The following is a 12,104-nucleotide window of genomic DNA, read 5'->3' on the forward strand; positions in this document are numbered from 1 at the left end:
AAACTTTAAATTATGACAAGAGAAGAAAAATCGCAAGTAATTCAAGACTTAACTGCACAATTAACTGATAATGCAAATATCTATCTAACAGATATTTCAGGATTAAATGCAGGTACTACTTCTGATTTGCGTCGTGCTGCTTTTAAAGCAAACGTGCAAATGTCAGTTGTTAAAAATACATTACTTGAAAAAGCAATGGAAGCTTCAGATAAAGAATTTGGAGATCTTCCTTCGGTTTTAAAAGGAAATACATCTGTGATGTATTCTGAAACTGGAAATGCACCAGCTAAAGTAATTAAAGCTTTCAGAAAAAAATCAGAGAAGCCTTTATTAAAAGGAGCTTTTATTGAGGAAGCTATTTACCTTGGTGATGACCAGTTAGATATGTTAGTAGATATCAAATCTAAAGAAGAATTGATAGGAGAGATTGTTACATTATTACAGTCTCCTGCTAAAAATGTTATTTCTGCACTTAAATCAGGTGGTGGAACTATAGCAGGTATCATTAAAACATTATCCGAAAAAGAAGGATAATCAAAATAGTACGCACTTTATTACAATTATATTATTATTAAAAAATTATTAAAACGATAGAAAAATGGCAGATTTAAAAGATTTCGCAGAACAATTAGTTAACCTTACTGTAAAAGAAGTAAATGAGTTAGCAACTATATTAAAAGATGAGTATGGTATCGAGCCTGCTGCTGCAGCTGTAGCTGTTGCTGCTGGTGGAGCTGCTGCTGGTGGAGACGCTGCAGAAGAGCAAACTGAATTTGATGTTATCTTAAAAGCGGCAGGTGGTTCTAAACTAGCTGTTGTAAAATTAGTTAAAGAATTAACTGGTTTAGGATTAAAAGAAGCTAAAGGTTTAGTTGATGATGCACCATCTCCAATTAAAGAAGGTGTAGCTAAAGATGAAGCTGAAGCTTTAAAAGCATCTTTAGAAGAGGCTGGAGCTGAGGTTGAGCTTAAGTAAGCTTCACAACTCAACAATACAAAGGTTTAGGTATATCCCGCATTAAGGCGGGATAACACCTAGACCATTTTGCGTATATAAACATATACTCAAATAAATTGCAAAAACAGCCTTCTAAGTAGGTTAGAATTTTAGCTGTTTCACTAGTGTTTAAGAGCACTATAAAAATATTTTTTAATCAAAATTCCGTCCATTGATGTTGTCAACACAAGCTGAAAGATTAAATTTCTCCTCTATTGTAAATAGAACGGAATATCCAGATTTCTTGGATATTCAGATTAAATCCTTCCAGGATTTTTTCCAATTAGAAACAAAATCTGAAGAAAGAGGTGATGAAGGGTTATATAATACCTTCATGGAAAACTTTCCAATTACAGATTCTCGTAATCAATTCGTATTAGAATTTTTAGATTACTTCGTAGATCCACCAAGATATGCTATTGAAGAGTGTATTGAAAGAGGACTTACTTACAGCGTTCCGCTAAAAGCTAGGTTAAAGTTATATTGTACAGACCCTGAACATGAGGATTTCGAGACCATTGTTCAAGATGTGTATTTAGGAACTATACCTTACATGACACCTTCTGGTACGTTTTGTATTAATGGTGCAGAGCGCGTAGTGGTATCTCAATTACACCGTTCACCAGGGGTTTTCTTTGGTCAATCTTTCCATGCAAATGGAACAAAATTATATTCAGCAAGAGTTATTCCTTTCAAAGGATCTTGGATTGAGTTTGCTACAGACATCAACCAGGTGATGTATGCATACATTGATAGAAAGAAAAAATTACCTGTTACAACGCTTTTCCGTGCTATTGGTTTTGAGCGTGATAAAGATATTTTAGAGATTTTTGACTTAGCCGAAGAAGCTAAAGTGTCAAAAACAGGATTAAAGAAGTACTTAGGAAGAAAGTTAGCTGCACGTGTTTTAAATACATGGCATGAGGATTTTGTTGATGAAGATACTGGAGAGGTTGTATCTATTGAGCGTAACGAGATTGTGCTTGATCGTGATACTATTTTAGATAAAGAAAATATTGAAGAAATTCTTGAAGCTGGTGTAAAAACTATATTGTTGCACAAAGAAAGCAATGAACAAGGTGATTACGCTATTATTCATAACACGCTTCAAAAAGATCCAACAAACTCTGAAAAGGAAGCTGTTGAACATATCTACAGACAATTACGTAATGCTGAGCCGCCAGATGAGGAAACTGCACGTGGTATTATAGATAAGTTATTCTTCTCAGATCAACGTTACTCTTTAGGAGAAGTTGGTCGTTATAGAATGAACAAAAAATTAGGTTTAGATATCGGAATGGATAAGCAAGTGCTTACTAAAGAAGATATTATTACCATTATAAAATACTTAATCGAGCTTATTAACTCTAAAGCAGAGATTGATGATATTGATCACTTATCAAACCGACGTGTACGTACAGTAGGTGAGCAATTATCTTCTCAATTTGGTGTTGGTTTAGCACGTATGGCTCGTACTATCCGTGAGCGTATGAACGTTCGAGATAACGAGGTCTTTACACCAATTGATTTAATTAATGCGAAGACATTATCGTCTGTAATTAATTCATTCTTTGGTACAAATCAGTTATCTCAATTTATGGATCAAACCAATCCATTGGCTGAAATTACGCATAAGCGTCGTTTATCAGCTCTTGGACCAGGAGGTTTATCAAGAGAAAGAGCAGGGTTTGAGGTTCGTGATGTTCACTATACTCACTACGGAAGATTATGTCCTATTGAAACACCAGAGGGACCAAACATTGGTTTGATTTCTTCACTTTCAGTATTTGCGAAAGTAAATTCTATGGGATTCATTGAAACTCCATATAGAAAAGTAACTGATGGTGTTGTTGATATTAAAAATGAACCAACATATTTAAGTGCAGAAGAAGAGGAAGAGAAATTAATCGCTCAAGCAACTGTTGAAGTAGATGGAGATGGTAAAATTTTGCATGATAAAGTAATTGCAAGAATGGAGGGTGATTTCCCTGTAATTAATCCAAATGATTTACATTATACGGATGTTGCACCAAATCAAATTTCATCTATATCAGCATCTTTAATTCCTTTCTTAGAGCATGATGATGCGAATAGAGCCCTAATGGGATCTAATATGATGCGTCAAGCTGTGCCTTTATTAAGAGTAGATGCACCAATTGTTGGAACAGGTTTAGAGCGTCAAGTAGCTTCAGATTCTAGAGTATTAATTAATGCTGAAGGATCAGGAGAAGTTCTTTATGTTGATGCAAATGAAATTAAAATCAGATACGATCGTACTGAAGATGAAGCTAAAGTAAGTTTTGATAGTGATGTTAAAACTTACCCATTAATCAAATTCAGAAAAACTAACCAAGGTACTTCTATAAACTTAAAACCAATTGTGGTTAAAGGAGATAAAGTAAATAAAGGTCAGGTTTTATGTGAAGGTTATGCGACACAGCAAGGTGAATTAGCACTTGGTAGAAATATGAAAGTAGCCTTTATGCCTTGGAAAGGGTATAACTTTGAGGATGCGATTGTAATTTCTGAAAAAGTAGTTCGTGAAGATATATTTACTTCTATTCATATAGATGAATATTCTTTAGATGTTAGAGATACTAAATTAGGTAACGAGGAATTAACAAATGATATTCCAAATGTTTCTGAAGAGGCTACAAAAGACCTTGATGAGCATGGAATGATTCGCGTTGGTGCTGAAGTAAAACCTGGTGATATTTTAATTGGTAAGATTACACCAAAAGGTGAATCTGATCCAACACCTGAAGAAAAGCTATTACGTGCTATTTTTGGAGATAAAGCAGGAGATGTTAAAGATGCATCTTTAAAAGCTTCGCCTTCATTACATGGTGTAGTAATTGAAAAGAAATTATTCGCAAGAGCGGTAAAAGATAAGCGTAAAAGAGCTCAAGACAAAGATGATATCATGGCTTTAGAGGCTCAATATGATAGAAAATTTGATGAGTTAAAAGATGTTTTAGTTGAAAAACTGTTTGCTATTGTAAACGGTAAAACGGCTCAAGGAATTTTTAATGATTTAGGTGAAGAAGTATTACCAAAAGGTAAAAAGTTCACACTTAAAATGTTAAACGCTGTTGATGATTATGCACATTTAGTTTCAGGAAAATGGACTACTGATAATCATACAAATAAATTAGTAGCTGATTTAATTCATAACTACAAGATTAAAGAAAATGACCTACAAGGTTCTTTACGTCGTGAGAAGTTTACAATCTCTGTAGGTGATGAGTTACCAGCAGGAATTATTAAATTAGCTAAAGTTTACATCGCTAAGAAACGTAAGCTTAAAGTTGGTGATAAGATGGCAGGACGTCACGGTAACAAAGGTATTGTTGCACGTATTGTTCGTCAAGAAGATATGCCATTCTTAGAAGATGGAACGCCTGTTGATATTGTTCTTAATCCACTTGGTGTACCATCTCGTATGAACATTGGGCAGATTTATGAAACTGTATTAGGATGGGCAGGTCAAAAACTAGGTCGTAAATATGCGACACCAATTTTCGATGGTGCTACAATAGATCAAATTAACGGATTCACAGATGAAGCTGGAATTCCAAGATATGGGCATACATATTTATACGATGGTGGAACAGGTGAGCGTTTCGATCAACCAGCAACTGTTGGTGTGATTTACATGTTGAAACTAGGGCACATGGTAGATGATAAAATGCACGCACGTTCTATAGGACCTTACTCATTAATTACACAACAACCATTAGGTGGTAAAGCACAATTTGGTGGTCAGCGTTTTGGTGAGATGGAAGTTTGGGCACTTGAAGCCTATGGCGCATCAAGTACCTTACGTGAGATCTTAACTGTAAAATCTGATGATGTTATTGGTAGAGCTAAAACATACGAAAGTATTGTTAAAGGAGAACCAATGCCAGATCCAGGGTTACCAGAATCATTCAATGTACTTATGCACGAATTGAAAGGTTTAGGTTTAGACATCAGATTAGAGGAGTAGTTAATTAATTAAATTCATTTCAACCATTTATTATGGCAAGAAAACAAGATAAAAATACAGTTAAGAGGTTTAATAAAATCTCAATTGGTTTAGCATCACCAGAGTCTATTTTAGCAGAGTCTAGAGGTGAAGTTTTAAAACCAGAAACTATCAATTATCGTACGCACAAACCTGAACGTGATGGTTTGTTCTGTGAGCGTATTTTTGGTCCTGTAAAGGATTATGAGTGTGCTTGTGGTAAGTATAAAAGAATTCGTTACAAAGGAATCGTTTGTGACCGTTGTGGTGTTGAAGTAACTGAAAAGAAAGTACGTCGTGATAGAGTAGGGCACATTAATTTAGTGGTTCCTGTAGCTCATATCTGGTACTTCCGTTCGTTACCAAATAAAATTGGTTATTTACTAGGTTTACCATCTAAGAAATTAGATATGATAATTTACTACGAACGTTATGTAGTAATTCAACCTGGTTTAGCTAAAAATGAAGAAGGAGAACCGTTACAAAAAATGGATTTCCTTACTGAAGAAGAATATTTAAACATCCTTGAAGCACTTCCTCAAGATAATCAGTATTTAGATGATGAAGACCCTAACAAGTTTTTAGCTAAAATGGGTGCTGAGTGTTTAATAGATTTATTAGCAAGAATTGATTTAGAATCTTTATCATACGAGTTGCGTCATAAAGCTAATACAGAAACGTCTAAACAACGTAAAACTGAAGCTTTAAAACGTTTACAAGTTGTTGAATCTTTAAAAGAATCAAACAACAATCGTGAGAATCGTCCAGAATGGATGATTATGAAAGTTGTACCAATTATTCCACCAGAATTACGTCCATTAGTGCCGTTAGATGGTGGTCGTTTTGCAACGTCTGATTTAAATGATTTATATCGTCGTGTAATTATTCGTAATAACCGTCTTAAAAGATTGGTTGAAATTAAAGCACCAGAAGTAATTTTACGTAATGAAAAACGTATGCTTCAGGAGTCTGTAGATTCATTGTTTGATAATACACGTAAATCATCTGCAGTAAAAACAGATTCTAACAGACCATTAAAATCATTATCAGATTCACTTAAAGGTAAGCAAGGACGTTTCCGTCAAAACTTACTTGGTAAGCGTGTTGATTATTCTGCACGTTCTGTAATTGTTGTTGGTCCAGAATTAAAATTATTCGAATGCGGATTGCCAAAAAATATGGCAGCTGAGTTATACAAACCTTTCGTGATTAGAAAATTAATTGAAAGAGGTATTGTAAAAACAGTAAAATCTGCAAAGAAAATTATAGATAAAAGAGAGCCAGTGGTTTGGGATATCTTGGAGAACGTTCTTAAAGGACATCCAGTATTGCTAAACCGTGCGCCTACTTTACACCGTTTGGGTATACAAGCATTCCAACCAAAATTAATTGAGGGTAAAGCAATCCAGTTACACCCATTAGTGTGTACTGCATTTAATGCCGATTTTGATGGTGACCAGATGGCGGTTCACTTACCACTTGGACCAGAAGCTATTTTAGAATGTCAATTATTAATGTTGGCTTCTCATAATATCTTAAATCCAGCTAATGGATCACCGGTAACGGTACCTTCTCAGGATATGGTACTTGGTCTTTATTATATGACTAAGTTACGTAAGTCTACTCCAGAAGTGCCGATTTTAGGTGAAGGATTAACATTTTATTCTCCTGAAGAAGTAGAAATTGCTTTCAATGAGAAAAGAGTTGATTTGAATGCCGGTATCAAAGTAAGAACTATTGATATTAATGAAGATGGTAAGTTAGACAGAATGATTGTTGAAACTACAGTTGGTCGTGTGTTGTTTAATCAACATGTACCTCAAGCTGCAGGATTTATCAATCAAGTATTAACTAAGAAATCTTTAAGAGATATTATTGGAGATATTTTAAAAGTTACTTCTGTTCCTGAAACAGCAGACTTTTTAGATAGTATTAGAACTTTAGGATTCAAATTTGCATTCCAAGGTGGTTTATCATTTAGTTTAGGTGATATTATTATTCCACCAGAAAAGCAAGGTATGATTGATAAAGCTAATGGTTTAGTTGACGGTATTACTGGAAACTACAACATGGGACTTATCACAAATAACGAGCGTTATAACCAAGTTATTGATATCTGGACATCTACAAATGCAGAATTGACAGAGTTGTCAATGAAACGTATTAGAGAAGATCAACAAGGATTTAACTCGGTGTTTATGATGCTTGATTCTGGAGCTCGTGGATCTAAAGAACAGATTCGTCAGCTTACAGGTATGCGTGGATTAATGGCAAAACCTAAAAAATCTACAGCAGGTGGAGGATCAATTATTGAAAATCCAATTCTTTCTAACTTTAAAGAAGGGCTTTCAATTCTAGAATACTTTATCTCTACGCACGGTGCTCGTAAAGGTCTTGCAGATACGGCTCTTAAAACTGCCGATGCAGGATATTTAACACGTCGTTTAGTAGATGTATCTCAAGATGTTATTATCAATACTGAAGATTGTGGAACATTAAGAGGAGTAGAAGTTGAGCCACTTAAAAAGAACGATGAAGTAGTTGAGAAGTTAGAAGAAAGAATCGTTGGACGTGTATCATTAAATGATGTTTATGATCCATTAACCGAAGAGCTATTAGTTTCTGCTGGTCAATTAATTGATGATAATGTTGCTAAAGCTATTGAAGGATCTCCTATTGATAGTTTAGAAGTACGTTCAGCATTAACTTGTGAAGCTTTACAAGGTATTTGTGCTAAATGTTACGGTAGAAACTTAGCAACAGGTAAAATGGTTCAAAGAGGTGAAGCTGTTGGTGTTGTTGCTGCACAGTCTATTGGAGAACCTGGTACACAGTTAACACTTCGTACATTCCACGTGGGTGGTATTGCAGGTAACATTTCAGAGGATAACAAATTAGCTGTTAAGTTTGATGGTATTGCTGAAATAGAAGATTTAAAAACAGTTAAAGGACAAGATGCTGAAGGAAATGATATTGATATTGTTATTTCTAGAACATCTGAACTTAAACTTACAGATAAGAAAACAGGTATTGTTTTAAGTACTAATAATATTCCTTACGGTTCTACCATTAATATTAAAAATGGTGACAAATTAAGTAAAGGTGATGTGGTTTGTACTTGGGATCCATATAACGGTGTAATTATTTCAGAATTTGCTGGTAAAGTGAAGTATGAAAACATCGAACAAGGGGTTACTTACCAAGTAGAGATTGATGAGCAAACTGGATTCCAAGAGAAAGTAATTTCTGAATCTAGAAACAAAAAGCTTATTCCTACACTTCATATTGAAGATTCTAAAGGTGAAACGATACGTTCTTACAACTTACCAGTTGGAGCCCACCTAATGATTGACGATGGAGATAAAATTAGTATTGGTAAAATTCTAGTTAAAATTCCTCGTAAATCTGCAAAAGCAGGTGATATTACTGGTGGTCTTCCTCGTGTTACTGAGTTATTCGAAGCTCGTAACCCATCTAATCCAGCAGTTGTAAGTGCAATTGATGGTGTGGTTTCTTTCGGGAAAATTAAAAGAGGTAACCGTGAGATTATTGTAGAATCTAAATTAGGAGATGTTAAGAAATATTTAGTGAAATTATCAAGTCAAATTCTTGTACAAGAAAATGATTTTGTAAAAGCAGGTATGCCTTTATCTGATGGTTCTATTACTCCTAACGATATCTTGAATATCAAAGGACCTTCAGCTGTTCAACAATACCTAGTGAATGAAGTACAAGAAGTATATCGTTTACAAGGTGTGAAGATTAACGATAAGCACTTTGAGGTTGTTGTAAGACAAATGATGCGTAAAGTTAGAATCATTGATTCTGGTGATACTATTTTCTTAGAAGATCAATTAGCTCATAAAGCAGATTTCATTAAGGAAAACGATGATATCTTTGGAATGAAAGTAATTGAAGATGCTGGAGATTCAGATAATCTTAAAGCGGGACAAATTATTTCGCCTCGTGAGTTAAGAGATGAGAATTCAATTTTACGTCGTGAAGATAAAAAACTTGTTGAAGCTAGAGATGCACAACCTGCAACTGCTACGCCTATACTACAGGGTATTACAAGAGCTTCACTTCAAACAAAATCATTTATATCTGCAGCTTCTTTCCAAGAAACAACTAAAGTACTTAATGAAGCAGCAGTTGCTGGTAAAGTAGATACTTTAGAAGGCTTGAAAGAAAATGTAATTGTTGGTCATAGAATTCCAGCTGGAACTGGTATGAGAAGTTATACGGACATCATTGTAGGCTCAAAAGAAGAGTTTGATGAAATGATGCAAGTAAAACAAGAATTGAATTATAATTAATAATTATTATTCCTGCGGAGGTAGGAATCTATAAAACAAAAAAGCCTTCATGTTATATAACTTGAAGGCTTTTTATATTTAAAACTAAATATTATGGCTGACGAAAAAGAAAAGCAAAAACAAGGACAAATAAATATTGAGTTAGATGAAAAGGTGGCTGAAGGTACCTATTCTAATTTAGCTATTATAAATCACTCAGTCTCAGAGTTTGTTGTAGACTTTGTAAATATTATGCCTGGGGTTCCTAAAAATAAGGTGAAATCTAGAATTATATTAACACCACAACATGCTAAACGCTTATTAAAAGCTTTAGGAGAAAATGTAACTAGGTTTGAGAAGGCTCATGGAGAAATTAAAGATTATGAACAACCTCCAATACCTTTAAATTTTGGACCAACTGGTCAAGCATAATTAAAAAAAGCCTTTGATAAATTTATCAAAGGCTTTTTTTAATTATGCTTATAAAGCAATTTTAATACCTACATAGAAACATTACTTATTAAACATAATATGTAATGTTTACATGCTATAATTATTCGCTGTATCATAAATTTATTCAGTAAATAGTGATATAAACTATTTGTCCCCCTAAAATGAACGATTATTATACCTTAATAGAGTTTTTTAAATATAATTTTGAAATATCAAAATAAAATAAATGCACAATATTAACACAACATTAGTACAACATATTAACAAAACGGTAATCAGGGTTATGATTTTTTTATGTTGCAAAAGCTTTTAATACACTTTAATTTTGATTAAAAAGTACCGATAAAATGATTCTAAATATCGTTGAATTAAGTTAAACAAGTTGAATAGATATATTTTAAATTTCTTAAATTACTGATAATTAATATCTTAAGGCATCCATTCGATGAAAGGAGTCTAACTTTCATAGAATTAACATATGTGTAGTTGTAGAGCTTGTTTTTTGTCATGTATATATTTTGTAGAGGTATTTATTGATTATAATTGAAATTTTTAAGCATATTTTTATCAATACAAACTTTGGGATATTTTTGACTTATTTTGGTTTGGTTAACGATTGTATTTAATTGTGTTAAGCTTTAAATATCAAATTTTAAATTCAAAGTTATGGAGATAAAGGTAATTTAGTTTACTTATTGGAATATAGATATTTTGATTTTTATTTGCGGATTCATTTATTTGCAAAGATTAAGTTAAATAATTGAGGGATTAATTAGTATAGTGTTACAGTATTGTTTTATTGATATGTGTTAAACATAATTAGTGTAATATTCAATATTTTGAATTTCGTTAATCGATAAAAAACAACACATAACGAATAAAAGTGAATTATTAATTTTTTTAATTGAAATTCCCATCTTTTAAATTGCAACCCCTACTGATTGTGATTTATTTGAGCTCTCAATTAGCACAAAGGTTTTGGTAATTTTATAATGTATTAAATATTTAAAATACATATAAATCATTAAAACCATGTTTGTATTTTTATATGAGCACGGAATTAGTTCAGAGTTAATATACCTGAAACTTTTTATTATATTCTTTTAAAAATAGAATATTTCCTTTATTAAAGCCCCCAAATTTTTAGATTAAAATTTTAAGAACTCTTTTTTAAAGAAAAGAGAGTCTTATCATATATACTAACTAACTAACTAAAATAAAATGAGAAGAATTACTTTATTAATTGGGGCAATTTTAATGTTCTCTCAAATGTTTTCTCAAACACCTAGAGTGCTTGAGTGGAGTATAGGAGAGCCTGAAATTACATGTGGAACGACAAATTCAGCAAAGAAAATTTGTTACCCTTTAATGGTTTCAATAAGCGATGATGCAGATACGCCGGTATTAGGTACATCAACAATGCGTTTTTTTTATGATGATAATCTTTTAGAAAATATTTCTATTGATAATTTAGCTACAGGATATTCAGAGAGCGGTTTTAGTCAAAGTGCTTCAGTTTTTGGTGATGTTTTTGGCTTTTCAAGTAGTGAAGGTGTTTTTGCTCAATTTAATATTATCGATGGTGCTACATCTAGCCCTTTAGCTTTATCAACAACTTCAGTTCATGTTTTAGATATATGTTTTGATTTGGCCGGAGATATTACTTTCCCTTTGTGTGCGCCGATAGTATTAGATAATAATCATTTAGGTAAAGGAAATGGTATTTCAGAAGATGATGGTTACCTCCAAAATGATGCAGGTGTAGTTGGAACTTATCTTTTAAATGGAGATTTTACTAATGCCATATTAGCAGATGATGAAGTAATAAATTATCAGTGGATAGATAATGGAACTACTTTTGATGGAACTGCAAATGATTTAACAGATAGAACAGGAGATACAGACACAAATAATTGTATTGTAGATCCTACGCCAACAGCTGAAGCAGGGGCGACAGATGAATTGACCTGTACAACAACTAGTTTACAATTAAATGGTTCTGGAACAGGACAAGGCACATTAAGTTATGCATGGGAAGCAAGTGCAGGTGGTAACATCACAGCAGGTGCAAATACTGCAACACCAACAATAGATGCGCCAGGAACTTACACATTAACGGTAACTTATAACGGATGTACTGCAACAGATTTTGTTGAGATTACAGAAGACACAGATTTACCAGTAGCCGATGCAGGAAGTGGAGGAACGATAACTTGTTCAACAACGAGTATCCAAATCGGAACAGCAGGAGCAGCAGGCTTTACATATGCTTGGACACCAGCAGCAGGATTGGATGATGCAACATTACCAAATCCAACAGCGAGTGCAGCAGGAACATATAGTTTAGTAGTAA

At 33.4% G+C, this 12,104-nt stretch carries 5 protein-coding genes and 1 pseudogene; all 6 read left to right on the forward strand.

Annotated features, from left to right (window positions below; translation table 11 throughout):
- Nucleotides 1–12 precede the first annotated feature (12 nt).
- Nucleotides 13–534 carry a 50S ribosomal protein L10 gene (rplJ, locus tag DIS18_RS14295; RefSeq protein WP_109353759.1) on the forward strand — a complete coding sequence of 174 codons (522 nt, stop codon included), beginning with the start codon at nt 13–15 and terminating at the stop codon, nt 532–534.
- A gap of 64 nt (nt 535–598) precedes the next feature.
- Nucleotides 599–976 carry a 50S ribosomal protein L7/L12 gene (rplL, locus tag DIS18_RS14300; protein ID WP_109353760.1) on the forward strand — a complete coding sequence of 126 codons (378 nt, stop codon included), beginning with the start codon at nt 599–601 and terminating at the stop codon, nt 974–976.
- Nucleotides 977–1,172: 196 nt separating this feature from the next.
- Nucleotides 1,173–4,985: a DNA-directed RNA polymerase subunit beta gene (gene rpoB / locus DIS18_RS14305; RefSeq protein ID WP_109353761.1), complete on the forward strand. Its 3,813-nt coding sequence runs from the start codon at nt 1,173–1,175 to the stop codon at nt 4,983–4,985.
- Nucleotides 4,986–5,017: 32 nt separating this feature from the next.
- Nucleotides 5,018–9,319, forward strand: coding sequence for a DNA-directed RNA polymerase subunit beta' (gene rpoC / locus DIS18_RS14310; protein WP_109353762.1), 4,302 nt, complete (start codon nt 5,018–5,020; stop codon nt 9,317–9,319).
- 93 nt (nt 9,320–9,412) lie between these two features.
- Nucleotides 9,413–9,730 (forward strand): DUF3467 domain-containing protein, encoded by a 318-nt coding sequence (locus DIS18_RS14315; protein WP_109353763.1) that lies wholly within the window; start codon nt 9,413–9,415, stop codon nt 9,728–9,730.
- Between the two features lie 1,242 nt (nt 9,731–10,972).
- Nucleotides 10,973–12,104, forward strand: a pseudogene (locus tag DIS18_RS14320) (PKD domain-containing protein); the annotation flags it as partial.

This window comes from Algibacter marinivivus, assembly GCF_003143755.1.
In the GTDB taxonomy this organism is placed as follows: domain Bacteria; phylum Bacteroidota; class Bacteroidia; order Flavobacteriales; family Flavobacteriaceae; genus Algibacter_B; species Algibacter_B marinivivus.

Bases quoted from the DNA above. Each gene is read 5' to 3' on its own strand.
- rpoB (WP_109353761.1), top strand. From the start codon at position 1,173: ATGTTGTCAACACAAGCTGAAAGATTAAATTTCTCCTCTATTGTAAAT.
- DIS18_RS14315 (WP_109353763.1), top strand. From the start codon at position 9,413: ATGGCTGACGAAAAAGAAAAGCAAAAACAAGGACAAATAAATATTGAG.
- rpoC (WP_109353762.1), top strand. From the start codon at position 5,018: ATGGCAAGAAAACAAGATAAAAATACAGTTAAGAGGTTTAATAAAATC.
- rplJ (WP_109353759.1), top strand. From the start codon at position 13: ATGACAAGAGAAGAAAAATCGCAAGTAATTCAAGACTTAACTGCACAA.
- rplL (WP_109353760.1), top strand. From the start codon at position 599: ATGGCAGATTTAAAAGATTTCGCAGAACAATTAGTTAACCTTACTGTA.